A 26,828-nucleotide genomic window follows, 5' to 3' on the forward strand; every position below is an offset into this window, starting at 1 on the left:
CCTTCCGGCCTGATGAGTGATGAGAAGTCGTCAGCGCAGGCTGTCAGATGCTCAGGCGCATGGACAGGTCTACGGCTTTTACATCCTTGGTCATCGCACCGATGGAAATGTAGTCCACGCCAGTCTCGGCAATGACCCGCAGGGTGTCGTCGTTGATACCGCCGCTGGCTTCGAGTTTGGCGCGGCCAGCGTTCAGCCGGACTGCTTCGCGCATGTCCTCCAGACTCAGTTCGTCGAGCATGATGATGTCCGCTCCGGCATCCAGTGCCTGCCTGAGTTCTGCCAGGCTTTCCACCTCGACTTCCACCGGCTTGCCGGGGGCAATTTTGTGGGCCGCTTCAATGGACTGGGCGATGCCGCCACAGGCTGCGATGTGGTTTTCTTTGATCAGGAACGCATCGTACAGACCGATGCGGTGGTTGTGGCAGCCGCCACAGGTGACTGCATATTTCTGCGCCAGACGCAGGCCGGGCAGGGTCTTGCGTGTATCGAGCAGCTTGACCTGAGTGCCCGACACCATGTCGGCAAAGTACTGCGCCCGGGTGGCGACGCCTGACAGCAGTTGCAGAAAGTTGAGCGCACTGCGCTCGCCGGTCAGCAGCGAGCGGGCCGGGCCTTCCAGATGAAACAGCGCCTGATCGGGGCTGACGCGGTCGCCGTCGCTCACCTGCCAATGCACGGCCACGCGAGGGTCCAGTTGACGGAAAACGGCATCGACCCAGGCAGTCCCGGCAATCACGGCAGCATCGCGCGAGATGATCGTGGCCTTGGCCAGTCGCTCTGCCGGGATCAGTTGGGCGGTGATGTCGCCGCTGCCGACGTCCTCAAGCAATGCGCGACGCACATTGGCTTCGATTTCAGCGGTCAGGGCGGCAAGGCGTAAATTCGGCATAGCGGGCTCCACTCACAAAGTCGAACGAGTATAAGCCACGGCTCTCGTGTAACCCACCCGTGCCAGGCGCGATGTCTGCCTGTCGAGACATGCTGTTGGTCGGTTTTGTAAAAAGCTTTGCGATGTAACGCAAAACACGCGGTCTACCCACGCATAGCGGTTCAGGTGCTTCGCCCTTTCGTGGGCAAAAGAGACTGCTGGCGTTGGATACAGGTTTGAAACATAATCCGACCAGTATTTGACGTCAGAGCTTTGACGTGGCGCTTGACCATCGGAATCTTTTTCCAGATCAAGGTCTGTTCGAGGTTCAGGTCGTTTCCTGTAGAGGGTGTAATGCCGAACGACGAGAAAGTAGTGCCGTTGAGCAAAATGTCATCTGCGCTGGGGGCGAATGCACCTCTGGCTCGGTTGCCTGTGGTGTTGCTGCAAGTGCGTGACAAGGCCGCACAGCAGCTCAAGGAAGCGTTGCAGGCGCTGTTCGACAATGCTGACGACACACTTTTCGAGATGGCCGACCGCGCCAGGAGCAACACCGAACAGAGCATCTTTTTCGAAGCGATGCGCGACCTCCGTCTCAAGCGCAAAAGCATAGAACGCGGCTTTCTCGACAAGTTTTACGAGTCCTTCCTGTCTCTTGGTCAATATCGGATCACCGAGCCCGTTCTTCCTGCTGCAGTTTCTTTCGACAAGCTGGCGCTGGTTCAGAACGACGACCTGGAAAAGACCGTAGCGGTGGATGCCATGGTCGCCAAGGTCATGAGTCGCGACAGTCTCGCCCTCGGTCAGCTCACGGCACGTCTCAATGCGTTGTTGACTCAGCCGGTTACCGATGAAACCAATCCGCTTGGCCCGGCGGTTCTGTGCCGTCTCTTTCTTGAGGCTGCGCGCAATCTGGGGGTCGAGATCAAGGTCAAGCTGATCATCCTCAAGCTGTTCGAGCGCTACGTGCTGAGCAACACGGACCACCTGTACGGCGAGGCCAACCAGTTGCTGATCGCCACGGGTATCCTGCCGGACATGAAAGCCCTGCCTGCGCGTCGCTCTTCGGATCGCCCGGCAGCAAGGTCGGTAGCCTCGGAGTTGTCCGATCCCGCTCTGGCACAGGCCGCCGACAAGCTCGACAAGGGCGTGCAGGAAGTCTTTTCGGCCTTGCAAGAATTGCTGCTGCAGGTTCGCGGCAGCCTGGCGCCACGTCACAAGCTCGACGATGACGAGGTAAGGCCGATCTCCAGCAAGGACCTGCTGCGCCTGCTTTCTCATTTGCAGCAGTACGTGCCGTCCCAGGAAACCACCGATGAGTTCGATCTGCGTAACCAGTTGGAGCAGTTACTGACGCGTGTCAGTGTCAGAAGCGGCAAATCCCGCAGCGTGGGCTCGGGCGATGAGGATGTGATCAACCTGATCGCCATGCTGTTCGAATTCATCCTCGATGATCGCAACCTGCCGCCGTCCCTGCGTGCGCTGATCGGACGTCTGCAGATTCCGATGCTCAAGGTGGCAGTGCTCGACAAGAGTTTCTTCAGTCGTGGCAGCCATCCTGCCCGTCGTCTGCTCAACGAGATTGCCACTGCGGCGCTCGGCTGGGGTGGACGTGACGATTATCAGCGCGATTCGCTCTACCTGCGGGTTGAACAGATTGTTCAGCGCCTGCTCAACGACTTCGTCGATGACACGGCGATCTTCTCCGAATTGCTGGCTGACTTTCTCGCGTTTACCAGCGATGAGCGTCGCCGCAGCGAGCTGCTCGAGCAGCGCACCCGCGATGCCGAGGAAGGGAGGGCACGAGCGGAGCTGGCGCGTCAGCGTGTGCAGCAGGAGCTGAATCAGCGCCTGCTGGGCAAGACTCTGCCGGAAGCAGTGGTACGTCTGCTTCAGGAGGCCTGGAGCAAGGTGCTGCTGCTGACCTGCCTCAAGCACGGTGACGGCTCGGCTGAATGGCAGGCCGGACTGGCGACCATGGATGAGCTGATCTGGAGCGTCGAGTTGCACGACGATCCCGAGGCACGCCAGCAACTGCTGGATCTGGTGCCCGGCCTGCTCAAGGCGTTGCGTGACGGGCTGACCAGTGCGGCGTTCGATCCATTCGCCACCAGCGAATTCTTCAGCCAGCTGGAAACGCTGCATGTTCAGGCGTTCCAGCATTTTTCCCGCTTGCAGGACGCTGACGTTCAGACCGACTCGCCGTCCGGATCGGTCTCCGAAGGGCCGAGCATGATGGAGGTCATGGAAGAAATTGTCCTCATCGCGCCCGAGGAAGCCGGCCTTGCAGAGCCTGCCGTCCAATTGGCCGAGGATGATGCCGGCCTGCGCATGGTGGACACGCTGCGCGTCGGTTGCTGGGTCGAGATCCAGGAAGACGAAGAGCACAAGCTGCGCTGCAAACTGACCGCGATTGTCGAGCCGAGCGGGCGTTATGTGTTCGTCAATCGCACCGGCATGAAGGTGCTGGAGAAGACCCGGGTGGGGCTGGCCGTCGAGTTCCGTCGCGGCGCTGTCCGTGTTCTGGACGACGCGCTGCTGTTCGATCGGGCGCTGGAGTCGGTGATCAGCAACCTGCGCAAACTCAAGAAGGGCGCCTGATTCTTGTGACGGCGTCTGCCCCGTGCAGGCACAGTGTCTCTCCGTAGGTTTTGCGCTTCACGCCAAACAGCCATTTCTTACGGCACAGGCTGCTGTTCAATCCCCACATCCATTTCCATCGCGGGCATACTTGACGTCATTCATGTGTCTGCTCAAGGAGCTTTCATGCAGCTCGATTGCGCCAGTGGCTGGTGCCAGGGTGTTGAGCACTGCCCCTCGCCCAACTTCAATTCGCGTCCCGAGGGCGAAATCTCGTTGCTGGTGATCCACAACATCAGCCTCCCACCTGCCGAGTTCAAGACCGGTAAGGTCCAGGCCTTCTTTCAGAATCAGTTGGACACCACCGAGCATCCCTACTTCGAAGGCATTGCCCATCTGACGGTTTCGGCGCATTTTCTGATTGAACGTGATGGCGACGTGATTCAGTTCGTCTCTTGCCTTGATCGGGCTTGGCACGCAGGTGTGTCCAGTTTTCAGGGGCGTGAAGGCTGCAATGATTTTTCCATCGGGATCGAGCTGGAAGGGACCGATGATCAGCCCTTCACCGATGCGCAGTACGCTGCGTTGATCGAGCTGACACGTCAGCTGCGGCGGGCCTATACCGCCATCACCCCTGGGCGTATTTGTGGCCACAGTGATATCGCGCCGGGACGCAAGACCGATCCGGGACCCTGTTTTGACTGGGGCAGATTTCAAGCGGCTTTGCAGGATTGAAGTGAGGGACGAACAATGAGTTTTCTGGTGTTACTGCTGGCCGTTTTGGTAGAGAAGTTTTCTGCGCTGCGTCAGCGCGTGCAGCGTGATGGTCCTTTTCTGAAGCAGCTGGCGCGACTTGAATCGGGCCCCCGGACCGCGTCGCGACCCTGGTTGATCCTGGCCCTGTTGGTGCTGTTGCCGGTTATCGTGCTGCAACTGGTGCTGACCATTGTGGGCTCGGTGGCCTACGGCTGGCTGGCCCTGCCGATTCACCTGCTGGTGCTGATCTACAGCCTGGGACGCGGCGATCTGATTGCTGCGTTGGGGCCGTTTCGTGATGCCTGCAGGCGCGGCGACGCCCAGGCGGCCGTGCATGTCGCCGAACGGGACATGGGCGTGCAGGCCGATGACAGCCAGCAACTGCTGCAGGGCGTGCAGAGCTACATGCTCTGGCAGGCGCATCAGAGCTTCTTCGCGGTCATCTTCTGGTATTTCCTGTTGGGCCCGGTGGCGGCGTTGGCTTATCGCTTGCTGGCACTGGCTGCCGAGCACGGTACGACGCCGGCGCTGGTCGAGCGAGCCGCGCAACTGCGTCATGCCTTCGACTGGGTGCCGGTCAGGCTGCTGGCGGCCAGCTTCGCTCTGGTGGGTAATTTCGTGGCGGTCAGCCGCCTGATGCTCCACGAGTTGCTCAACTGGAACATCAGCGCAGCGCAACTGATCACGCGTATCGGATGCGCGGCCAGTGAAGTGCCGTCGCCGGTGCTGGGTGCCGAAGGGGTGAACAGTCTCGACATGCTCTGGGAGTTGCTGATCCGTGCAGCCATCGTCTGGTATGCGGGCTTTGCACTGTGGACGCTGCTGGTCTGATCCTGTCTTAACGCGGCCAGCCGAACAGGTCATGCGCGTTGCGCGTACTGGTCTGTGCCAACTGCTCCGGGCTGACGTTCATCAACGCCGCCAGCGCGTTGCAGATATCGGGCAAGTGCTCGGGACTGTTGCGCTGGTTGGGGTACATGGCAGGCGCCATGTCCGGTGAGTCTGTTTCCAGCACCACGCTGTCCAGCGGCAGTTCGGCAATGACCCGGTGCATGCGTAACGCCTGCGGCCAGGTTGCTGCGCCACCGAGACCCAGCTTGAACCCCTGTTTGATGTATTCCCGCGCCTCTTCCCGACTGCCCGCGAAAGCGTGAATGATGCCGCTTCGTTTGAGCTTGTGGCGTTTGAGTGTCGCGATCACGTCGGCGTGGCTGCGCCTCACATGCAGCAACGCAGGTAGATCGAATTCCGCCGCGAGCTCCAGCTGCGCCTCGAAGACCTGCTGCTGTCGCGCCTTGTCCAGACCCTCGACGTAGTAGTCCAGGCCGATCTCGCCCACTGCACAGAGTTGCGGATGACCCTTGAGGCGCGTCAGCCAGTCACTCAATTCCGTCAGATGCTCGGGCACGTGTTCATCGATGTAGACCGGGTGCAGACCGAACGCTGCGTACACCGCAGGATTTTTTAGGGTCAGGTCCCACAGTCGCTGCCAGTTGCGTTGATAGACGCCGAGCACCACCATGCGCTGAACGCCCAGCGACCGACACCTGTCCAGAACCTGCGCGCGATCTGCATCGAAGTCCGGGAAGTCCAGGTGGGTGTGGGTGTCGATCAGCGCCATACTCATTCCTTGTGAATGCGTTGCTTGAAGGTGCGCACGATGGCATGCACGCCGGGCTGATATTCGTTTTTCTGGATGGCCGCCAGCGCAAGTTGCAGGGCGGTTTCGGCAATTTGCTGATGCTGCTGGGCCATGGCATTGACCGGCAGCGGCAGGAAGTCCAGCAACTGGGTGTCACCAAAGGTCCCCAGATGCAGCGAAGTCGAATTCAGCGTCTGGCTTTGCAGAACATCGAACACACCCTGCAGCAGCACATACGACGTGGTGATGAGTGCATCAGGGAAATGTCCGAGACGCTGCAGCAGTTCCGTCATCAGACGTTGGCCGCACTGTCTGCTGAAGGCTTCGCCATGCTCCACGATAGTGGTTCCGGCGAAACCGTTGAGGGCATGTTCGAAACCGGCCGCACGGGCGCGACTGATGCTCAGTTCCGGACGGGCACCGAGCAGGGCGATATGCCGTGGGTTGGTTTCCAGCAGGCTATGGGTCAGTTGCAGACTGGCGTCGTGGTCGTCGCTGACCACCGAGCAGAAAAACTCCGGGTTCATCTCCCGGTCGATGGCGATGATCGGCAGGCCTTTGAGCTGCAGTTCGCGATAGCTGTCATCACTGGGCGGCAGGCAACTGGCGACCAGCAACGCATCGCAGCGGCGTGCGCGAAACACTTGCAGCAATTGCAGCTCGCTGACGGGATCATCATCGGAACTGGCGATCAGCAACTGATAGCCCAACGCCCGGGCGCCTTGCTCAAGCAGCTTGGCAATGCGTGCGTAACTGGGGTTTTCCAGGTCCGGCAGGATAAAGCCCAGCGTCTTGCTGTGCCGACTGCGCAGGCCTGCCGCCTGAGGGTTGGGCCGGAAGTCATGTTCTTCGACCACGGCCCGCACTCGCTCGACCGTGGCGGGGCTGATGCGCTGTTGTTCAGCCTTGCCGTTGATCACGTAACTGGCCGTGGTGACGGAAACACCTGCCAGACGCGCAATATCGCTCAGTTTCACCGCAAATTTCCTTTTGTTATTGGCGTGGCTTACGACAGTCGAAAAAACTTTTGTATGACGGTCATCTTTACACGAGACCGTGGCACAACCCCAACTACTGCAAGTATTTTGGGACTTCTCCTACAGGATCAGACCGACTGGGCTTCAATGAATCCACAGAATCGAGTAACGTGCCGGGCAATTGTAGATTAAACGTTTCAGCAGTCGCATTGTCTGCTGCAATCGAGATGAAAGCGATGTCCGATGGATAGCACTTCATCCCCCCAAGCTGTCGATCCCGTAGATCGTCATTAAAACAAGAATCAGGTGGCGCCTTGGCGCTGCACAGGAGTCAAGGCAATGCTCGAACTCACTCTGGAGCAAATATCCATGGCCCAGTCGGCTGTGGATAAAAATGCCGCACTTGAATTGATTGCCGACCACCTGGTCGCTGATGGTCTGGTTGCAGAAGGCTATCTCACCGGGTTGATGAACCGCGAACAGCAAGGTTCGACATTTCTCGGTCAGGGCATCGCCATCCCGCACGGCACCCCTGAAACCCGCGACCTTGTCTCGACCACTGGCGTACGCCTGATGCAGTTCCCCGAAGGGGTGGACTGGGGCGACGGCCAGATGGTCTATCTGGCCATCGGTATCGCGGCCAAGTCCGACGAGCATTTGCGCCTGCTGCAACTGCTGACCCGCGCATTGGGCGAGGAAGACCTCGGCCAGGCCCTGCGTGAGGCCAAAACGCCCGAAGACCTGCTCAAACTGCTGCAAGGCGCACCTCAGGAACTGGCGCTCGACGCCCAAATGATCAGCCTGGGCGTCTCGGCTGACGATTTCGAAGAACTGGTCTGGCGCGGTGCCCGCCTGCTGCGCAAGGCCGATTGTGTGAGTAACGGTTTTGCCGCCGTGCTGCAGCAGGTCGAAGCCCTGTCGCTGGGCGATGGCCTGTGGTGGCTGCACAGCGAGCAGACCGTCAAGCGTCCTGGACTTGCATTCGTTACTCCCGACAAACCGATTCGCTATCTGGGCCAGCCGCTGACAGGCCTGTTCTGTCTGGCGAGTCTCGGTGAGGCCCACCAGGCCTTGCTTGAGCGCTTGTGCCTTTTGTTGATCGAAGGTCGCGGCCACGAATTGGGCCATGCCACCAACAGTCGTGTGGTGTTGCAAGCCCTGGGCGGCGAATTGCCTGCCGAGTGGCCAACCGAACAGATCAAGCTGGCCAACGCCCATGGTTTGCATGCGCGTCCGGCGAAGATCCTCGCGCAACTGGCCAAGGAGTTCGACGGCGAGATTCGTGTGCGCATCGTGGAAACCGGCGACACCGCCGTGTCGGCCAAGAGCTTGAGCAAGTTGCTCAGCCTGGGCGCACGCCGTGGTCAGACGCTGGAATTCATCGCTGAGCCGACCATCGCTTCCGACGCGCTGCCTGCGCTGCTCGCTGCCGTGGAGCAGGGCCTGGGTGAAGAGGTCGAGCCGCTTCCGGTCGTATCCGAAACCCAGGCGGCGCCCGTAGCCGCCGCCGTCGTTGCCAAGCCCGTCAATGCACCGGCCGCAGGCAGCGTGCTGCAGGCTGTTCCTGCCTCGCCCGGCATCGCAATGGGCCCGGCGCACGTTCAAGTGTTGCGGGCTTTCGAATACCCGCAGCAAGGCGAATCAGTCGCCGCTGAGCGCGAGCGCTTGCATAAAGCGCTGGCCGAAGTACGCCGCGACATCGAAAACCTGATCCAGCGCAGCAAATCCAAGGCTATCCGCGAAATCTTCATCACCCACCAGGAGATGCTGGATGATCCGGAGCTGACCAGCGAAGTCGAACTGCGTCTGAACAAGGACGAAAGCGCCGCTGCTGCTTGGGCGAGCGTGATCGAAGCGGCTGCCGTTCAGCAGGAACAATTGCAGGATGCGTTGTTGGCCGAACGTGCGGCGGACCTGCGCGATGTCGGTCGTCGCGTGCTGGCACAGATCTGTGGCGTCGAAACCATTGCCGCGCCGGACGAACCTTACATTCTGGTGATGGACGAAGTCGGCCCGTCTGACGTGGCGCGTCTGGACCCGGCGCAAGTCGCGGGCATTCTGACCGCACGCGGCGGCGCGACTGCGCACAGTGCCATCGTTGCCCGTGCGCTGGGTATTCCCGCGCTGGTCGGTGCGGGCGAAGAGGTGCTGCTGCTCAAGCCGGGTACGGCATTGCTGCTGGACTGCCAGCGCGGCCGTCTGACGGTCGCGCCGGACGAAGCCACCATGCAGCGTGCGATTCAGGACCGTGATGCCCGCGAGCAGCGCCTCAAGGAAGCCGCTGCGCTGCGCATGGAGCCTGCGGTGACTCGCGATGGTCACGCGGTTGAAGTGTTCGCCAACATCGGCGACAGCACCGGCACACCGGCTGCGGTGGAGCAGGGCGCGGAAGGCGTCGGCCTGCTGCGCACCGAATTGCTGTTCATGGCGCACTCGCAAGCGCCGGACGAAGCCACACAGGAAGCCGAATACCGCCGCGTGCTCGAAGACCTGGGCGGACGTCCGCTGGTGGTGCGCACGCTGGATGTCGGCGGTGACAAGCCGTTGCCGTACTGGCCCATCGACAAGGAAGAAAACCCGTTCCTCGGCGTGCGAGGCATCCGTCTGACCCTGCAGCGTCCGGACGTCATGGAAAGCCAGCTTCGTGCCTTGCTGCGAGCCGCCAACAGCGGGCCGCTACGCATCATGTTTCCGATGGTCGGCACCGTTGAAGAATGGCGTCAGGCGCGGGACATGACCCAGCGTCTGCGCGAAGAAATTCCGGTCAGCGACCTGCAACTGGGGATCATGATCGAAGTGCCGTCCGCCGCGCTGATCGCGCCGGTACTGGCCAGAGAAGTCGATTTCTTCAGTATCGGCACCAACGACCTGACTCAATACACCATGGCCATCGACCGTGGTCATCCGACCCTGTTGGCCCAGGCTGACGGTCTGCACCCCTCGGTGCTGCAACTGATCGACATGACCGTGCGCGCCGCGCATGCCAACGGCAAGTGGGTGGGCGTCTGCGGTGAGCTCGCGGCAGATCCGCTGGCAGTGCCGGTACTGGTCGGCCTTGGCGTTGACGAGTTGAGCGTTTCAGCGCGCAGTATTGGTGAGGTCAAAGCCTGTGTTCGTGAACTGACGCTGAGCAGCGCTCGGCAACTGGCGCAAAATGCGCTCACAGTGGGCAGCGCCGCTGAAGTCCGTGCGCTCGTGGAGGCCTTGTAATGGCGAAGATTCTTACCCTGACCATGAACCCGGCGCTCGATTTGACGGTGCAACTGGGGCAGATCGAACTGGGCCAGGTCAATCGCAGCAATGCGATGCTGACCCACGCCGCAGGCAAGGGCCTGAACGTGGCGCAGGTACTGGCGGACCTCGGGCATGACCTGACCGTCGCCGGTTTTCTGGGCGTCGATAACCAGCAGGCGTTCGAGGCGCTGTTCGAGCGTCGTGGCTTCGTCGACGAGTTCGTGCGCGTGCCCGGCGAAACCCGCAGCAATATCAAGCTTGCCGAAGGCAGCGGTCGTATCACCGACCTCAACGGCCCCGGCCCTCAGGTCAGCGAAGAAGCGCAGCAGGCACTGTTCGCTCGCGTGCAGCAGATTGCTTCGGACTTTGATGTGGTGGTCGTTGCAGGCAGTCTGCCGCGTGGCGTGACGCCTGAGTGGCTGCAAAAACTGTTGGTGATGCTCAAGGACCTCGGCCTTAAAGTCGCGCTGGACAGCAGCGGTCTTGCTCTGCGCGCAGGTCTGGCGGCGGGCCCTTGGCTGATCAAACCCAACACGGAAGAACTGGCCGACGCGCTGGACGCGCCGATCATTTCCATCGCCGCTCAGGCCGAAGTGGCAGCGCGTCTGCACACTCAAGGCATCGAGCACGTGGTGATTTCCCAGGGCTCCGAAGGTGTGCACTGGTTCAGCCCGAATCTGGCGCTGCACTCGCTGCCGCCCAAGGTCACTGTCGCCAGTACGGTCGGTGCGGGCGATTCACTGCTGGCGGGCATGGTTCATGGCCTGATCAGTGGCGATGGGCCTCACACGACACTGCGCACCGCCACGGCGATCGCTGCCATGGCCGTTACCCAGATCGGTTTCGGCATCACCGACACCGCACAACTCAAGCGGCTCGAAGGCGGCGTCTCCGTGCGCAACCTGACAGAACAATAAGAGAGGATCGTCATGAAGTTAGCCATAGTAACGGCCTGCCCGAACGGCAAGGTCAGCAGCGTACTCAGTGCACGATTGCTCGAAGCGGCGGCGATGCGTCAGGGCTGGGAAACCAGCGTCGAGATCATCGACCCCAACAAGCCGGATCGCCAACTGTCGGCCCAGGACATCGAGGCCGCCGATCTGGTGCTGGTCGTCAACACCGGACCTGTGGACCTGAGCCGTTTTGTCGGCAAGCGTCTGTTTCAGGATTCTCCGTCTCACGCCTTGCAGGATGTCGATGGCTTCCTGCAACGCGCCAACAAGGACGCGCAGGTCCATGTTGCACAAGAAGCTGCCGCCCCTGAAGCAGCCGGCAGCGCGGGTGGTCAGCCGCGTATCGTCGCGATTACCGCATGCCCGACCGGGGTGGCGCATACGTTCATGGCCGCCGAAGCCATCCAGCAGGCCGCCAAGCGTCTGAACTATGACCTGCAGGTCGAGACGCAGGGCTCTGTTGGCGCACGCAATCCATTGAGCCCGCAGGCCATCGCCGACGCCGATGTGGTGTTGCTGGCTGCGGATATCGAGGTCAACACCGATCGTTTTGTCGGCAAGAAAATCTATCGTTGCGGCACCGGCATTGCCCTCAAACAGTCCGACGCCACGCTTAAGAAAGCGCTGGCAGAAGGTCAGGTCGAATCCGATGCAACGGCGGCCAAGTCGCCTGCCAGGCAAGAGAAGACCGGCGTCTACAAGCATCTGTTGACTGGTGTGTCGTTCATGCTGCCGATGGTCGTGGCCGGTGGTTTGCTGATTGCGCTGTCGTTCGTGTTCGGCATCACCGCGTTCAAGGAGCAGGGCACGCTGGCGGCTGCGTTGATGCAGATCGGTGGTGAGGCAGCATTTAAACTGATGGTGCCGCTGCTGGCCGGTTACATCGCGTACTCCATCGCTGACCGTCCGGGCCTTGCGCCGGGCATGATCGGTGGTTTGCTGGCGAGCACACTGGGTGCCGGTTTCATTGGCGGTATCGTGGCAGGCTTTCTGGCCGGTTACAGCGCCGCAGCGATCAATCGTTACGCACGTCTGCCCGCGAGTGTCGAAGCGCTCAAGCCGATCCTGATCATCCCGTTGCTGTCGAGCCTGTTCACCGGTCTGGTGATGATCTACGTGGTCGGTAAGCCGGTTGCAGGCATGCTCGAAGCCCTGACTCAGTTTCTCGACAGCATGGGCACCACCAACGCCATCCTGTTGGGTGTGGTGCTGGGCGCGATGATGTGTGTCGACCTGGGTGGACCGATCAACAAGGCGTCTTACGCGTTCTCGGTCGGCCTGCTGGCTTCGCAGAGCTACGCGCCGATGGCCACCGCGATGGCGGCGGGCATGGTCCCGCCAATCGGCATGGGCATCGCCACGCTTCTGGCGCGTCGCAAGTTCGCCCAGAGCGAGCGCGAGGCAGGCAAGGCGGCGTTCGTACTGGGGCTGTGCTTCATCTCCGAGGGTGCGATTCCGTTCGCGGCCAAGGACCCGTTGCGCGTGATCCCGGCAAGTGTCGTTGGCGGAGCGCTGACCGGTGCGCTGTCGATGTACTTCGGCTGCAAACTCATGGCCCCGCACGGCGGCCTGTTCGTCATGCTCATCCCCAACGCCATCAACCATGCGCTGCTTTATCTGTTGGCTATCGCGGTAGGCAGCGTGGTGACGGGCGTGGTGTATGCGGTGCTGAAGCGGCCAGAAGTGGCCGAACTGGAAGTTGCCCCGGCCAGCGCCTGAAACCCCTGCCCAGGAAGCTCTGCGTCCGCTGCTGATGTGACGTAGAGCGTCACGGGCTGTATGCCCATGCGGAGCACTCATCGTTATACACAAGTCCGGAGGAGGCGCAAAACCGGGCCAAAAACGAAAGTGACTGACTGAATGCATACCCCGTGGGAGGCGGCTTGCCGGCGATGGCGTCAGTTCAGTCACTGACAGGTCGCTTCAGAAAAAGCATCGCCGGCAAGTCGCCTCCCACAGTCCGTGGTCGCAGCAAGACTCGGGTATAACTCGGAGCACAAGCATGGGCATGATCGGCGTGCTTGAGATCACGCTGATCGTTCCTACGCTCTGCGTGGGAATGCCTCCCAGGACGCTTCGCGTCCGCTCTCGAATGTGGCGCAGATGTGTGCCCAAGCTCCAGCGTTACCCACGTCATGCGCTCGGCTCACTGAGTCCGCAATCTGTGCCATTTGTGACGCGGAGCGTCACGGGAGGCATGCCCACGCGGAGCGATGGGCACGATCGGTGTCGAGTGATGCATCGCTGTCACACTCCCCCAACATTCCCCTGCTAGGTTGCTCTTTTGCCTGTCTGCGAGGGGATAACCGTGAGCCAGTTCGATCTCAAGCGTCGCCGTGTCATTCAGGCCGTCGGGGCCGGGTTGTTGTTGCCGGGGCTTGCGCCGGCGGTCATTGCGTCGGTGCAGGACCGGCCGAAGATGACCGACGGCGTGCAGTCGGGCGACGTGTTGGGCGACCGCGCAATGGTCTGGAGTCGCAGCGACCGTCCTTCGCGCATGATCGTCGAGTGGGACACGCGCAGCATGTTCACGCAACCCCGGCGTGTGGTGTCGGCGCTGGCCGATCAGCGCACTGACTTCACCGCGCGTGTCGAGCTGACCGGTTTACCGGTCGATCAAACGATTTTCTATCGCGTGTCGTTCGAAGATGCGCAAAGCGGCGTTGCCAGCGAGCCGTGGTTCGGCCATCTGCGCAGCATGCCGCAACAGCGACGCAATATCCGCTTTGTGTGGAGCGGCGACACCGTCGGTCAAGGCTTCGGCATCAACCCTGATGTAGGCGGCATGCGCATCTACGAAGCCATGCGCCTGCGCCTGCCGGACTTTTTTATCCACAGCGGTGACACTATTTACGCTGACGGCCCGGTCCCGGCGCAGATTACGGTCGAAGATGGACGCATCTGGCGCAACCTCACCACCGAAGCGAAAAGCAAAGTTGCTGAAACGCTGGACGAATACCGCGGCAACTACCGCTACAACCTGATGGATGAAAACCTGCGCCGGTTCAACGCCGAGGTGCCGCAGATCTGGCAATGGGACGACCACGAGGTGACCAACAACTGGTCGCCCAGCAAGCAGCTGGATGACCGTTACAAGGTCAAGGACATTCAGTTGCTGTCCTCCCGCGCACGCCAGGCCTATCTGGAATACGCACCGCTGCGCCTGCAGGAAGCCGACAACGGCGGGCGGATCTACCGCAAGATTCCCTACGGTCCGATGCTGGATGTGTTCGTCCTGGACATGCGCAGCTATCGGGATGGCAACGATGCCAATCTGGCCGACAAGCCGGGTCCGACCACCGCCTTCCTCGGGCGCGAACAACTGGACTGGCTCAAACGCGAACTCAAGGGCTCAAGAGCCCAGTGGAAAATCATCGCCGCTGACATGCCGGTCGGTCTCGGTGTGCCGGACGGCGAAGTGAGCCCCGGCGTTGCACGCTGGGAAGCAATTGCCAACGGCAATGACGGCCCTGCGCTGGGACGTGAGCTGGAGGTCGCCGAACTGCTGGCGTATCTGCGTGCGCAGAAGATTCGTGACTGCGTGTGGCTGACGGCCGATGTGCATTACTGCGCCGCGCATCACTACCAGCCGGATCGAGCAGTGTTTCAGGACTTCGATCCATTTTGGGAGTTTGTCGCAGGTCCCTTGAACGCAGGCAGCTTCGGGCCAAACACGCTCGACAAGACCTTCGGTCCCGAACTGGTGTTCCAGAAGGCCCCGCCCGCGCAGAACACCTCACCGTTTGCCGGTTTCCAGTTTTTCGGCGAAGTGAACATCGATGGCCAGAGTGGCGAAATGACTGTGACCCTGCGCGATCTGGATGGCGTGTCGGTGTTCGAGCGTAAATTGCAGCCGGTAGTGGAGGCCAGTCGCATCGTCTGACGCCTCGCGTGGGCGGTTTTCCGAAAATCCTTGCAACACACCCGGCATGGGTGGCTTATCATTAGCTACCTATCGACGGGACCGGGTGCGTTGCATGCTGGCTATCTTTCTTGAAACACTGAACATCACCGCACCGGTGTTCGCCATGCTGTTTCTTGGCGTGTTCCTCAAGCGCATCCGCGCAATCAATGATGCGTTCATCGTTGCCGCGTCGGGGCTGGTGTTCAACGTCACCATGCCTGCGCTGTTGTTTCTGGGCATCATCCATGCCGATCTGCGCGCAGCGCTGCAACCCAAACTGCTGATCTTCTTTGGCGTCGCCACACTCCTGAGTTTCGCGGCAACCTGGGGCTGGGCCATATGGCGCTGCCCGCATGAAGACCGCGGGGTCTATGTCCAGGGTGCATTCCGTGGCAACAACGGGGTGATCGGTCTGGCGCTGGCCGCCAGCATGTATGGCTCCTACGGCATTTCCCTGGGCGCGATTCTCGCGGCGCTGGTCATCGTTTTCTACAACACGCTTTCAACCGTGGTGCTTGCGGTCTACAGCCCGGTGATCAAATCCGACCCTTGGAGTGTGTTCAAAAGCGTGCTTGCCAACCCGCTGATCATCAGCGTGCTCGTCGCCTCGCCCTTCGCCTATTTCAGTATTGGTCTGCCCAAATGGCTAGAGACGTCCGGTGGTCTTCTGGCGCAGATGACATTGCCGCTGGCGCTGATCTGCATCGGCGGCACGCTGTCGCTGGCCTCGTTGCGCAAGAGCGGCAAGTTGGCCATCAGTGCCAGTCTGGTGAAGATGGTCTGGCTACCGGTGCTGTGCACCTTCGCGGCCTGGCTGTTGGGTTTTCGCGGTGCGGAGCTGGGGATTCTGTTTCTGTACTTCGGCAGCCCGACGGCCGCTGCCAGCTACATCATGGCGCGCACCGCCAATGGCAACTATGAGCTGGCTGCAGCGATCATTGTGCTCACGACCCTGGCCGCCGCGGTGACGACCAACATCGGGATATTCATTCTGCAGTGGGGCGGCTGGATTTGAGAAAGCAGGCAGCTGCGTAGTCAGGGATCCGTCTTAGTTCGCAGGTGGTGTCGGTGCTTTCGAGAACTTGTAAAACAGATTCGGCTCGCTGACCACGTACAAGTTGCCATCCTGATCCATCGTCAGTCCTTCGGGTTGAGGCGCGCTGTTTCGAAGATCGGAAAATGCATTCGTGAGTGAACGTATGCTGACGAACCGGCCATTGCCGTCCAACTCGGTAATTGAGCGTGACTGGTCACTGAGCAGCAGCAAGTGTCCGGTGCGCTGATCGTAGTGGCCGTCCGAAAGGTCGCGTGTCGCAACACTCTCTGTAATCCAGTCCAGCCGATCCACGACCTTGATCTGCAAACGATGTTGATCGATGGACCGCAAGACGCCTGAGACTTCGAACAGCTGGCGTGGATCGCGCTCCTTGATTGCGAATAAACGGTCGTTGGCCGGATCGTAAGTCACCCCCTCGAAGCCCTTGTTATGAAGGCTCGGATTGATCACCAACGCAATATATTCGGCCTCTTCGACCTGAATCGGGCGCGCTTGCCCGGGCATCTTGATGATATCCAGTTGTTGAAGCTGTTCGTCGCAAAGCGCCACACGTCCGTTACCCAGGTAGGCCACCCCTTCGGTGTCCTCAAAGCCGATCAACGGATAGCGTTCGAGTATGTCTCCGTTCATGTCCAGCGCCAGCAACTGCATCGGGCCTTTGTTGGTCACGGCCAGCAGGCGATGGTTGTCGTAGTCGTAAGTGATTCCCGAGATATTGGCCACCTCCGGATCGATGGGCTTTGCGTCGACGACCACCTGATAGGCCGGCAACCAGATGTTTTTTTCGGGAGCCTCATTGCCTTTCAGCCAGGTCAGGCCGTAATAGTAGAGCTGTTGATGAAGCTGAAAGTGGGCCGACACAGCGTACGCCAGCAGCAACAGCGCGAGTGCAGCTGCAAAGAACAGCATCTGCAGGAACGATACTCGTCGTCGAGAGAGACCCGACCAGCCCGCCCGTTTTGTTTCAATCTTTTCCAGAAGCATGGCTTCAGGCGCTCCCTGCTGTTGTGGCGAGTGGGGCTTGCGGTCATTGGGCATTCTGTTTCCAGGCGAATCGATACACTTCCGGAGGGCGTTCAGGTCGGCACATGCCGTTGTCGGCCTGGGCATCGACTACGAACCAGTCAGCTCTGGACGTCTTGCCCAGCGGGTGGGCTTTTTCTGGAAGGAAGCAGTTGGCCAATAGTTCGCCTGGCACCAGCGCGAAGGTGCCAGGGTGCTCTCTAAGCCAACTGGCCGCCCGCTCGTTCGCCAGCGCGTGGGCAAAGCCGAAATGCACAATGGGCTGGCGCGCATAGAGCCAGTGTCCTTCACGCCAATTGACAAGGACCAGGTCGGCCCCGTGGGTGACTTCAGCTGCCTGCTCCATGAGTTCCTTGTGCGGGTTTTCGCCTTCAACGACAGGCTCGATAAAGCCTCTGGCGAACCAAAGAGCGAGCCAGACAACGACGACCGTGGGGACGATTCGCCGGGCCAACACGCGTTCCCGAAACCAGCGGCGCAGGAGCCAGGGCACCAGTGGTGCAGCGACCAGGACCAGGCCAGGGAGCGCCGGAAAGATGTAGAGCTTGCGTTTGCCACTGGAAAGACTGAAGAACAGCAGTACCAGCAAGACCCAGCCCAACAGCACCAGTACGCGACCATCCTGCTTGCTCAATTGCCTGCGCCAGGCCGGGATGAGCCAAGGCAGTGCGAACACCAGTGGCAGCCAGTACTGAGGGATGACGTTGACAAGGAAATACCAGAAGGGCTCGCGGTGGTCCCATGCGCTGGCGTAGCGGTTGGCCGTCTGGTGCAAGAGTATTTCATGAAGGTACGCAAAGCCTTCGGGCGAACCGTCACGGACGACCGAGATCACCATAGGCACCAGCCAGAGGCAGCATGCAAGCAGTGTAACCAGCAGGCCGAGCGCCCAACGTGCGGCCTGCCCAGGCATTCGCACCACACCGTGCCAGTTTTTACGCACGGCGTAGGCATACGGAATCAGCATGAGGGCCGGTACGAAACCTACGCCTTTGCTGATGATGCCCAGGCCCATCGCTGCGCAACTGAAGTAAAACCAGCCCCAGGCAGGTCCGAGCAACAGATGGCGAACCAATCCGTAGAAGCCCAGCGCGACCCATAGGCAAAGGAAACTGTCGATTTGTCCTGTTCGCAGGATGCTGTAGGTTTGATACGTGGCCAGGAACAGCAAGGCGGCGTATCGACCGATGCGTCGTTCCCAAAGCCGATTCCCCAGGTCATAGAGGACAGCGGTGATCGTGCCTGCGGAAAGGAGACCGGGCAGATAAAGTGCGATGTTCGGGCTACCGGTCAGCCAGATGAAGAAGGCGACCGTCCACATGAACAGCGGTGGCTTATCGGCATAGATCTCGGCCGCCCGGTGCGGAACGAACCACGAACCGTTTTGCAGCATTTCCAGAGCAACACCCAGAAAGCGCTCTTCGTCAACATTCTGCGGCTGGCGCATACCCAGACCTGCGCCGATCAGCAGGACGGCCAACGCGACCAGCAACCATCCTTCGAGGCGTGGCGAAAAGGGAGTTCGCAACATCACTGCTCCTTGGGCGTGCTGGCCTGGCGGCTGATCAATTGAAGATTTCGCAGGTACACGAGCAGACCGAAGGACTGACCTGCGATGAATACAGGGTCCTGTCGATAGATGGCGTAGACCAACAGGATGGAGCTGCCCAGCATGCTGAGGTACCAGAACCCTACTGGAATGACGCTGCGTTTCTTGAACTCGCTGTACAGCCATTGCAGAACAAAACGGCCGGTGAAGACCGCCTGCCCTACAAAGCCCACGATCAGCCAAAGCGTTTCGCTGTCCGGTTTCATGGGCGATGCTCCTGTGCCGGAACATTCAGACGTGTTCGGCGGATCAGCCACCAGACGCCAAACAGATCGAGAATGCCGACCAGTGCGCGGTCCAGATTGCCGTATTTGGAGACTCCGGCCTGGCGATGGCGATGATTGACCGGGTGGACGATCATCCGGCCGTTGTGCCGCTGAATGAGCGCAGGAATGAATCGATGCATGTGGTCGAAATAGGGCAGGCGCAAGAACGCGGCTCGCTCGATCAGCTTCAAGCCACAGCCGGTGTCCGGCGTTGCGTCCTTGAGAAGGCGACGACGCAAGCCATTGGCGAATCGAGAAGCCCAGCGTTTGCTGGCCGTATCGCGGCGATTGACCCGGTGCCCCGCGACCAGTTGGATGGAGTCCGAACGCTCCTGGCGGGCTCGTACCAGCGACAGCATTCCCGGAATATCAGCAGGGTCGTTTTGGCCGTCACCGTCCAGCGTAGCCAGCCAGTTACCCTCGGCTGCCAACGCGGCGTGATAGATCGAGGTGCTCTGACCGAGTGATTGCTCATGGCGCAGGATACGCAGCTCCTTAAGGCCGCTTTCCTTGAGCGTTGTCAGCACGTGCAGGGTTTCATCCGTGCTGCCGTCGTCAACCACCACGATCTCGTAATGCTCTTCAGTGAGGGCTGTACAGATTTCCCTTATCAGGACGGGCAGGTTCTGCGCTTCGTTCTTGGCTGGAATCACGACAGAAAGAAAAATGGGCGTGGTCATGGAGGTCCTTATTGGAGAGATAGCGGAGACGGCCCGGATTGATAATGCTCTCGGTACCACTCAACGAACGCGCTCACGCCGCTGTCGACCGAGACGTGCGGCTGGAAATCGATCCATCGGGTCAAGGCGGTAACGTCAGCCCAGGTCTGCAGTACATCGCCTGCCTGCAGAGGGAGATAGCGACGCTGGGCCTTGAGGCCCAGCGCCTTTTCCAGGCAATCGACGAACTCCAGCAGCTTGACGGGCTGGCCGCGTCCTATGTTGAAGAGCTGATGTGCAGGCTCGCCGTTCGTTGGCTCAGGCGGGCGCAAACGCAGGCGTAAGATGCTTTCCACGATGTCGTCGATGTAGGTGAAATCCCGCGCCATCTCACCATGGTTGTAAATGTCCACAGGCTCTTCGCGGAGCATGGCCTGGGTGAACTTGAACAGCGCCATGTCCGGTCGACCCCAGGGGCCGTAAACCGTGAAAAAGCGCAGCCCGGTAGCTCGCAAGCCGTACAGGTGGCAGTAGCTGTAAGCCGCCAGCTCATTGGCGCGCTTTGTGGCCGCATACAGGGAGAGCGGCCTGTCGACGGCATCCTCCACCCGAAACGGCAGGCGCGTATTGGCGCCGTAGACCGAACTGCTGGAGGCATAAATCAAGTGCGAGGGGCGGTGCTGGCGGCAGGCCTCGAGCACGTTGCTGAAACCGACCAGATTTGATTGGATGTAGGCATCGGGTTGCTCCATCGAATAGCGCACACCCGCCTGGGCGGCGAGGTGAATGACCTGTTCGAAGGTATGGTGTTCGAACAGAGTGGACAGACCCGTTGCATCCGTAATGTCCAGCCTTTTGAAGACGAAACCTGGCATGCGCTCAAGGATGGCCAGTCGTGAATGTTTCAGTTCGACGCTGTAGTAATCGTTCAGGTTATCGATGCCGACAACTTCAATACCCTGCTCACACAGATGTTTGGCAACGTGGAAGCCAATGAATCCGGCGGCGCCTGTCACGAGCACCGTCATACGTTGATCCTCTGGCCGCGCCCAATGCCGTGGTACACAAACCCTGCGTCCCGTAGCTGTGCCGGATCGAACAGGTTACGGCCATCGAAGATGACCCGGTCGCGCAGTGTCGTGCCGAGCCGGTCCAGATTCAAAACGCGGTAGTCCTGCCACTCAGTCACCACCACCAGCGCGTCCGCGCCTTCAAGCGCATGTTCCTTGCAGTCGACAAGCTTCAAGTCATCCCGCTCGCCATAATGAAGCCGTATGGCTTGCATCGCTTGCGGGTCATGGGCCTGAATCCTGGCGCCAGAGGCCCAGAGCGCTGCCAGCAAAGCGTGGCTGGAGGCTTCGCGGATATCGTCAGTGTTGGGTTTGAAAGCCAGCCCCCAGACGGCAAAGACTTTACCTGCAAGTTCGCCCTGATAATGGGTACGGATCTTCTCGAACAATCGGTGCTTCTGGCGACGGTTGACCTGTTCTACGGCACTGAGCAGCGAGGTCTCGACACCGTGTTCTGCGGCGGTGCCGATCAACGCCTGAAGGTCCTTGGGAAAGCATGACCCGCCGAAACCGCAGCCAGGGTAGATGAAGTCGTAACCTATGCGCGGATCGGACCCTATGCCCAGACGAACCTGTTCGATATCGGCATCAACCTGTTCGGCCAGATTGGCCATTTCATTGATGAACGATATCTTGGTCGCGAGCAGGCAGTTGGCTGCGTATTTGGTCAGTTCAGCACTTCGGGCATCCATGACTACAAACTTTTCACGGTTGCGGCTGAAAGGCTGGTACAGCTCACGCAGGAGCTCCAGTGCCGATTGACTGGCACCGCCGACGATAATGCGATCCGGACGCAGGCAATCGCCGACCGCAGAGCCTTCCTTGAAAAATTCCGGGTTGCTGATGACTTCGAAGCCATCATCGCATCGCGGGCTGGCAGCGATTTCGGCGAGCAAACGGTCCACCGTCCCGACGGGTGAGGTGGACTTGTTGACGATGATCCGGGCACCGTCGGCGTACTGGAGCACGGTGTGCATTACGGCAAGCACCTGGCTCAGATCGGCCCTGCCGTCCGCTTGCGGCGGCGTTCCGACAGCGATGAATATCAACTCGGCAAAGCGGCTGGCATGGGTAGCGTTCGTGGTGAACTGCAACCGTTGGCAGGCCAGACCGCTTTGCAGAAGGTCCGCAAGACCGGGCTCGAATATCGGGCATGCGCCTTCACGCAGTGCTTGGATACGTTTTTCGTCCACATCCACACAGCAAACGGTGTGGCCTACTTTCGCCAGACACGCGGCTTGGGTAAGCCCCACGTAGCCGGTTCCAAACACTGTCACTTTCATGCGCTGCTCCCTCTGCTCATGAAGCGATGAGCGTGGTTTGCTTTCAGATGCCAGCATCGGGTGCTGTATACGTAGCGCAAGATGAATGTCATAAATGTGTTAAGAAAAGATGACCGTGTTTGTCATATAAGGGTTGGTGGTGTGAAGTTTGAGCGCGTCGTCTCACACCTCCCGAAATGAGAGGCGCAGATCAGGCCCTGTTTATTGCTCCGCCAATGCGTCCTGTTCGCGGGGGCTTCGACAGCCTGCAAACATGTCCAGAGCGGGGTCGTAAGCCTTGGTATTTACTCGCATTAACCCCAGCATTGAGTGAAACAGGTTGTCCTGGCTCAGTGCCGAGTCGCGCTTCTTTTCCAGACAGTCTGAGTTGATGGCGAACGACTTCTTATAGTTTTCAGAGAACCAGGTGATCATAGGGACATGCTTTTGCTGGATAGGCGCCAGCATGTAGGGAGTGCCATGCAGGAACAGGTTGTATTCCCCCAGTGATTCGCCATGGTCTGAAAGATACAACATGGCCGTATCGACTTTTTCCTGATTGCTGCGCAGGATATTGATCAGGCTGGACAAGACATGATCGGTATAGGTCAACGTATTGTCGTAACTGTTGACGATGCTTTCTCGCGAGCAATTGTTGAGCGCGTTGCTTTCGCAAACAGGCGTGAATTTCTCGAATTTTTTTGGGTAACGTTTGAAGTATTCCGGGCCGTGGCTACCCATTTGATGAAGCACCAGCACGGTGTCCTTTTCGAGGTTATCGATGCGCGCCTGCAGACCCTGCAGCAGAATTTCGTCGCGGCATTCGTTATCAAGGCATAACGCAGGGTCGTCGAGATTGCTCACATCTTCAAAGGTCACTCGGTCGCAGGTGCCTTTGCAGCCGGACTGGTTGTCCCGCCAAATCACATCCACTCCGGCGCGTTTCAGTACATCCAGCAACCCTTCCTGATTCTTGGCCGTGGCTGGATTGTAGTTTTGCCGGCCCATGTTCGAGAACATGCATGGCACCGACACGGCCGTCTCTGTACCGCAGGATTGCACATCGCTGAACGCAATGACTCCCGGCTGGCGGCGCAGTTCGGGAGTAGTATCCCGGTTATAGCCAAGCAGTCCAAAATTGTCGGCCCTTGCACTTTCGCCCACGACAAGAACCGTCAGTGATTTACGCGGATGCTGCGTCCAGGCGCTGTTCAGCTTCGCGTCTTCGGCAATGGTTGAAAAAGGTTTCTGAGCGGAGACCACCTTCTCACGAAGGTAACTGATGGAGGCGCCTATATAGTTGCTGGGAACGACCATAAGCCGAAGCTCGTGATGATTGCGAAAAAGCGATGACAGGCCCTGGTAGTTGAACAGTGCGATTGAACCTACACCGAAAAGACAGGCGGCGATGACGATAAATTTACTGAGCAACTCCCTGTGCCAGCGTCGATAACTGATCGGGGTTTTCCACAGTACGATGGAGGGCACGATGCCCAGTAGTAAAAGGTAGACAAGCAGTTTGAGAGAAAGCAATCCCTGGGCTTCGGTGATATTGGTTTCGGCCACGTTTCTGAACATGCCGACGTCAATCAGCACGCCATATTGGCCCATGAAGTATGAGACCGCAGCGCTCATGATGAAGAGGGCACTCAGCAATGGCTTGAGTACGGGCCTGAAAGCAAGCAACGTCAGCACACTGTTGAAAATAAACAGTACCATCAGGCCGAACGCGACACGCAGTACGGTATTTCCGTCATGATTATCGGTGATCGAAGAAAGGTGTTGCCACAATGTTGCATTGAACGCCAGCAACAAGAAGGTGCTGGCGATCACAATCGCGAGCTCGGGACGAGCTGCTTTAAACTTCCACATGTCGGTCTTCCTGACGTCGGTGAGCAATACCCGGCTGCGCCAGGGTGGGCGCTACAAGGAAGCGGACTTTAGGTCGGATGTTATAAAATTTATGTGAAAACCTCGCCAATAAAAAGTCTGCAACTGCTTAGTCTTTCAGGGTGCTAAAAAAGAATCGTTACAGCTCTCCGATGGGCTATTATTCTCGCCAACGTATTTTTGACATCTTCTTCACTGCTCGGCCACGGCAGTGCTCTTAGATTAAACCTCATGGTGCGGTGCTTCGCGCAAAAGCCGCACGGTGGTGACCTTCAGGAGTACTCACGTGACACATACTTATATTCAGGGTACTGGCGAGTTCAAGGCAGGCTTTTTCCCCTTTCGCCTTTTCAGTGGCCGCGCATTAATAGTTGTCTTCTCATTAATACTCGCTACAGCATTGATCTGGTTTTTGAGCATGGCCCGTGTGGCCGACCTGGGCAGCGGCAGTAATCTGGCCAGTTCGGGGCTGATCGAGCTATGGAAACATGGCGATGTGGTGGTGATGATCCGGCACGCGGAACGCTGTGACCGATCGCCGAACCGCTGTCTTGGCAGCGCTGATGGTATTACGGTGAACGGCAGCCAAGCGGCGTCCGATGTCGGCGCGGGACTTCAACGACTGGGGCTTGAACGGGCTCACCTGATCGCCAGCCCTTTGACCCGTACGCAACAGACAGCGACTTACATTGCGGGTCAAACGGTGATATCCCAGGACTGGGTGGGAAACTGCGACACTCACTTCAAGAATGAAGTCGTTGGACACAAAACCAAAGGCGAGAACCTGATACTCATCACGCACAGCGGTTGTATCGATCATTTCGAGCGAACCATGGGGCTGCCTGCAGGGGAGCGGTCTAGCGAATACGCTGAGGCATTCTTTGTAAAGATGGACGGCAAGTCGATCCCCAGAGTTCTTGGCTCATTGAATGCGGTGCAGTGGAAGAGCTTGGCCAACGACCAGCTTAAGTAATGAAAATACCCACCGTCATCAGCCGTCTGCTCGGAAATTAAGCCCTCATATTTCATTATGAAAGTGAACTGCAGGTTGAACGTGCCGCAGTTTGCGCGACGCTTATCGAGACCGCGTTGGACAGCCAAGTGAAAAGTTGACCGGCTCCGTCGTTCTACACGTACCGATCGTTCGTGAGCTGACCCTGATGCAGTGTCGAGTTAGCCCATGCGTTGAGAGGTAAGCGAGTCTTGGCGGAGCGAAGCTGCCTTGTATCAGTCAGCCGCAAATGCGTCCTGCCAATTCTGCGCTCGGAGGTGGTCTGTAACAGTGAAAATCCTACTATTCGATACTTGCGTCGGACCTCCAACAAGCTGATGGATTTTGGGGCGCAGACTGTCCATGAGCATTTTGCCGTGAGCATGTTGAAACGGAACGGGAACCGCGCCGTTCGCAGGTAGGAAAAGCTGGATAGCTGGAGAATTGTTGGGCATCTCTGACGCTGCCCACTCCGGCTTAGCGCGCTTACGAGGCACGTCGTAGAGCGACGAAACAATCTGGTCGCGAGCTACACGAGCTGCATTCGTAAGATCGTCGCGTTTAAGAGTGATCACGTCTGTAATCGCAGCGTCGATTAGTTCAGGTGGGATCTCGTTGAAAACTTGCTTCAGATGGTCCGCGTTTGCAAATGAGTGCTCGACGTCATTCAACGGAGTGAAAATCTCTGTGACACGTGTCGCGCCTTTTCGGAGATGTTCGGCGATAGCTGACGACAGTTCATAGCGCATTTCCTGTTCCGTACGGAAGTCTCGATCCCGGTGCAATACAATCCGAACGTCAGGACGCATGTCTGTGATCATACGCGCCAGAAGCCTCGCTGATCGAAGATTTCCGCATCCATTGTAAGAGAGCACTGCCAAATTATCAGGAGCGCCGTTTGCTTTCGCCAGTGCGGTGACAGGTATAGATAGCTTGTCCTCTGTCATCAGAATTACAGGACGGGCAGGGTCGAAGGCATCTGCACCGGCCGAAAGCGCCCCGAGCGTCATAAGAATTGGAATTGCAGGACGTTGTGCGTCGTCGACTGGAACCTTCTCACCTGCGCGCATCCAGACCAAAGCAGCCTTTGGATCGTACATCAGTCTCTGGATCAGTTGGGGTGAATGGCTGGCGAATAGAATCCGTGTTCCCGTATCGGCGACGCTTCTAAGCGCTTCGTAGAGCCGGGCCTGACTGTCGGCATGCAGGTGAGCATCGGGCTCATCCAAAAGGATCAAAGGCGGTGAATAGAAGCATGCGTACGCGATGATCTGAATGACTTGGAGCATACCCGTCGATGCCATATCCAGCGTAATCTGCGCGTCCGTCGTTTCGACTTCAACATTCACATACCGGTCTCGTTGATCATCATGGCTGACGACCACTCGTGTGCCTGGATAGCAGCGGTCAAGGAGTTGAGAAAAGGTTTTCCATCCGCTGTCTGGTAAAAAATCTATATCACGGTTCCTTGACCAAGCGGCTTTGGCCATCCCGTCCATATCACGAGTGTAGAGATGATCAAGTACAGTGCGTAGATACAGGTTAGCGTCGCCATGCATGACTGCGGCATCCATCGCTCCTTTTGTTCGCCACTCCTCACGGATTGGAATTCCTGATAATCCAGGTGTGAAGATCGAGAACGGGCGATCACTGTTCGCAAGGACAGCAGCAAAATCATCATCCCCTTCACGGGTGATGGCAATATTCGCGTTCTTGCCGCGGCGGATTATTATCTTTATTTGCTTATTCGCCTCAGTGGCAGGGTCAAAACCGCAGTAGGTGACCGAGTAGCCAAGGTTCTGCGTTGCACTTCCCCCACGCCTCAAGTCCAACAGCAGTTCGGTGGGACGAAAAAGCACGGCATCGTTGGCAACGGTTCCGGCAAAGTCTGGTGAGCCGTTTGGCCGGAAACCGCGAAATGCGGCCTGCAAGATGGACACGCCGAGTTGTGCAGCCTGCAACGCGCTGCTTTTACCGCTCGTGTTCCCGCCAACTAATGCGGTCACAGGCTGCAAATCAATTTCTAGTGACTCTATACGTTTGAAATCACTAACGATTATTTTATCGATCCGTACGGTCATTTC

20 protein-coding genes are annotated in these 26,828 nt (G+C 58.9%); 9 read left to right on the forward strand and 11 right to left on the reverse strand.

Features of this window, described 5'->3' with window-relative positions:
- Positions 1-43 precede the first annotated feature (43 nt).
- A complete protein-coding gene (gene nadC, locus CFBP1590_RS05095) occupies positions 44-892 on the reverse strand; it encodes a carboxylating nicotinate-nucleotide diphosphorylase (protein ID WP_004887488.1) in 849 nt (282 codons plus the stop codon).
- Between the two features lie 333 nt (positions 893-1,225).
- Between nadC and CFBP1590_RS05100 the strand changes: the two genes are divergently transcribed.
- The 3 genes from CFBP1590_RS05100 to ampE all read left to right on the forward strand — a co-directional run bounded on the left by CFBP1590_RS05100 (position 1,226) and on the right by ampE (position 5,038).
- On the forward strand, positions 1,226-3,472 hold the full coding sequence (locus CFBP1590_RS05100) for a DUF1631 domain-containing protein (RefSeq protein ID WP_088234589.1): 2,247 nt from the start codon (positions 1,226-1,228) through the stop codon (positions 3,470-3,472).
- 165 nt (positions 3,473-3,637) lie between these two features.
- On the forward strand, positions 3,638-4,186 hold the full coding sequence (gene ampD / locus CFBP1590_RS05105; RefSeq protein ID WP_088234590.1) for a 1,6-anhydro-N-acetylmuramyl-L-alanine amidase AmpD: 549 nt from the start codon (positions 3,638-3,640) through the stop codon (positions 4,184-4,186).
- Positions 4,187-4,201: 15 nt separating this feature from the next.
- On the forward strand, positions 4,202-5,038 hold the full coding sequence (gene ampE / locus CFBP1590_RS05110; protein ID WP_029243854.1) for a regulatory signaling modulator protein AmpE: 837 nt from the start codon (positions 4,202-4,204) through the stop codon (positions 5,036-5,038).
- Between the two features lie 7 nt (positions 5,039-5,045).
- Here the strand turns inward: ampE and CFBP1590_RS05115 are convergent, their stop codons facing one another.
- Entirely contained in the window at positions 5,046-5,834 is a 789-nt protein-coding gene (locus tag CFBP1590_RS05115; protein ID WP_122509372.1) for a TatD family hydrolase, read from the reverse strand.
- On the reverse strand, positions 5,831-6,826 hold the full coding sequence (gene cra, locus CFBP1590_RS05120) for a catabolite repressor/activator (protein ID WP_029243856.1): 996 nt from the start codon (positions 6,824-6,826) through the stop codon (positions 5,831-5,833). The genes CFBP1590_RS05115 and cra overlap by 4 nt, the downstream gene beginning before the upstream one ends.
- A 339-nt stretch (positions 6,827-7,165) precedes the next feature.
- Between cra and ptsP the strand changes: the two genes are divergently transcribed.
- The 5 genes from ptsP to CFBP1590_RS05145 all read left to right on the forward strand — a co-directional run bounded on the left by ptsP (position 7,166) and on the right by CFBP1590_RS05145 (position 15,932).
- Positions 7,166-10,036 (forward strand): phosphoenolpyruvate--protein phosphotransferase, encoded by a 2,871-nt coding sequence (ptsP, locus tag CFBP1590_RS05125; protein ID WP_088234592.1) that lies wholly within the window; start codon positions 7,166-7,168, stop codon positions 10,034-10,036.
- Positions 10,036-10,977: a 1-phosphofructokinase gene (gene pfkB, locus CFBP1590_RS05130; RefSeq protein WP_004887502.1), complete on the forward strand. Its 942-nt coding sequence runs from the start codon at positions 10,036-10,038 to the stop codon at positions 10,975-10,977. Before ptsP ends, pfkB begins: the two co-directional genes overlap by 1 nt.
- A 12-nt stretch (positions 10,978-10,989) precedes the next feature.
- Positions 10,990-12,732, forward strand: coding sequence for a PTS fructose-like transporter subunit IIB (locus CFBP1590_RS05135; protein WP_025996023.1), 1,743 nt, complete (start codon positions 10,990-10,992; stop codon positions 12,730-12,732).
- A gap of 589 nt (positions 12,733-13,321) precedes the next feature.
- Positions 13,322-14,896 (forward strand): alkaline phosphatase D family protein, encoded by a 1,575-nt coding sequence (locus tag CFBP1590_RS05140; protein WP_043304854.1) that lies wholly within the window; start codon positions 13,322-13,324, stop codon positions 14,894-14,896.
- A 94-nt stretch (positions 14,897-14,990) separates the two neighbouring features.
- Positions 14,991-15,932: an AEC family transporter gene (locus CFBP1590_RS05145; RefSeq protein ID WP_029243336.1), complete on the forward strand. Its 942-nt coding sequence runs from the start codon at positions 14,991-14,993 to the stop codon at positions 15,930-15,932.
- Between the two features lie 33 nt (positions 15,933-15,965).
- On the opposite strand, the gene CFBP1590_RS05150 is transcribed toward CFBP1590_RS05145, so the two are convergent.
- From CFBP1590_RS05150 to CFBP1590_RS05175, 7 genes are all read right to left on the reverse strand, one after another.
- On the reverse strand, positions 15,966-16,958 hold the full coding sequence (locus CFBP1590_RS05150; RefSeq protein ID WP_058432064.1) for an SdiA-regulated domain-containing protein: 993 nt from the start codon (positions 16,956-16,958) through the stop codon (positions 15,966-15,968).
- A gap of 43 nt (positions 16,959-17,001) precedes the next feature.
- Complete coding sequence (locus CFBP1590_RS05155; RefSeq protein ID WP_244997555.1) at positions 17,002-18,528, reverse strand: ArnT family glycosyltransferase; 1,527 nt, start codon at positions 18,526-18,528, stop codon at positions 17,002-17,004.
- Entirely contained in the window at positions 18,528-18,812 is a 285-nt protein-coding gene (locus CFBP1590_RS27825) for a lipid-A-disaccharide synthase N-terminal domain-containing protein (protein ID WP_025995396.1), read from the reverse strand. Before CFBP1590_RS27825 ends, CFBP1590_RS05155 begins: the two co-directional genes overlap by 1 nt.
- A complete protein-coding gene (locus CFBP1590_RS05160) occupies positions 18,809-19,552 on the reverse strand; it encodes a glycosyltransferase family 2 protein (RefSeq protein ID WP_029243333.1) in 744 nt (247 codons plus the stop codon). The genes CFBP1590_RS27825 and CFBP1590_RS05160 overlap by 4 nt, the downstream gene beginning before the upstream one ends.
- A gap of 8 nt (positions 19,553-19,560) precedes the next feature.
- Positions 19,561-20,559: an SDR family NAD(P)-dependent oxidoreductase gene (locus tag CFBP1590_RS05165; RefSeq protein WP_058432044.1), complete on the reverse strand. Its 999-nt coding sequence runs from the start codon at positions 20,557-20,559 to the stop codon at positions 19,561-19,563.
- On the reverse strand, positions 20,556-21,884 hold the full coding sequence (locus CFBP1590_RS05170) for a UDP-glucose dehydrogenase family protein (RefSeq protein WP_029243331.1): 1,329 nt from the start codon (positions 21,882-21,884) through the stop codon (positions 20,556-20,558). The genes CFBP1590_RS05165 and CFBP1590_RS05170 overlap by 4 nt, the downstream gene beginning before the upstream one ends.
- Positions 21,885-22,085: 201 nt before the next feature.
- Positions 22,086-23,735: a phosphoethanolamine transferase gene (locus tag CFBP1590_RS05175; protein WP_058432046.1), complete on the reverse strand. Its 1,650-nt coding sequence runs from the start codon at positions 23,733-23,735 to the stop codon at positions 22,086-22,088.
- 304 nt (positions 23,736-24,039) lie between these two features.
- Between CFBP1590_RS05175 and pmrG the strand changes: the two genes are divergently transcribed.
- Positions 24,040-24,726 (forward strand): lipopolysaccharide core heptose(II)-phosphate phosphatase PmrG, encoded by a 687-nt coding sequence (gene pmrG / locus CFBP1590_RS05180; RefSeq protein WP_374729013.1) that lies wholly within the window; start codon positions 24,040-24,042, stop codon positions 24,724-24,726.
- A 254-nt stretch (positions 24,727-24,980) separates the two neighbouring features.
- On the opposite strand, the gene CFBP1590_RS05185 is transcribed toward pmrG, so the two are convergent.
- Positions 24,981-26,825: an AAA family ATPase gene (locus CFBP1590_RS05185; protein ID WP_058432048.1), complete on the reverse strand. Its 1,845-nt coding sequence runs from the start codon at positions 26,823-26,825 to the stop codon at positions 24,981-24,983.
- Between the last annotated feature and the right edge of the window lie 3 nt (positions 26,826-26,828).

The sequence above is a fragment of the Pseudomonas viridiflava genome (assembly GCF_900184295.1).
Lineage (GTDB): Bacteria > Pseudomonadota > Gammaproteobacteria > Pseudomonadales > Pseudomonadaceae > Aquipseudomonas > Aquipseudomonas viridiflava.